The sequence below is a fragment of the Belnapia sp. AC561 genome (assembly GCF_979252845.1).
The window spans coordinates 1-243 of the sequence record NZ_CEEDBP010000428.1 but is presented as its reverse complement, the minus strand read 5'-3'; the positions used below and the strand labels follow the sequence as shown (position 1 = coordinate 243).

Below are 243 nucleotides of genomic sequence, written 5' to 3'. Positions count from 1 at the left end.
GAGCATACCAAGGCGCTTGAGAGAACCATGCTGAAGGAACTAGGCAAATTGCTCGCGTCACTTCGGGATAAGCGAGACCCACTATTGGGCAACCAGTGGTGGGTGACACAAACCAGGGGGTGGCGACTGTGTAGTAAAAACACAGGGCTCTGCGAAATCGAGAGATGACGTATAGGGTCTGACGCCTGCCCGGTGCGGGAAGGTCAAGGGGAGATGTGCAAGCATCGAACCGAAGCCCCAGTA

Annotated in this window: 1 rRNA gene; it reads left to right on the top strand. The window is 55.6% G+C overall.

From position 1 onward, the window contains the following. A 23S ribosomal RNA gene (locus AC0IW9_RS31725) occupies window positions 1-243 on the top strand; the annotation flags it as partial.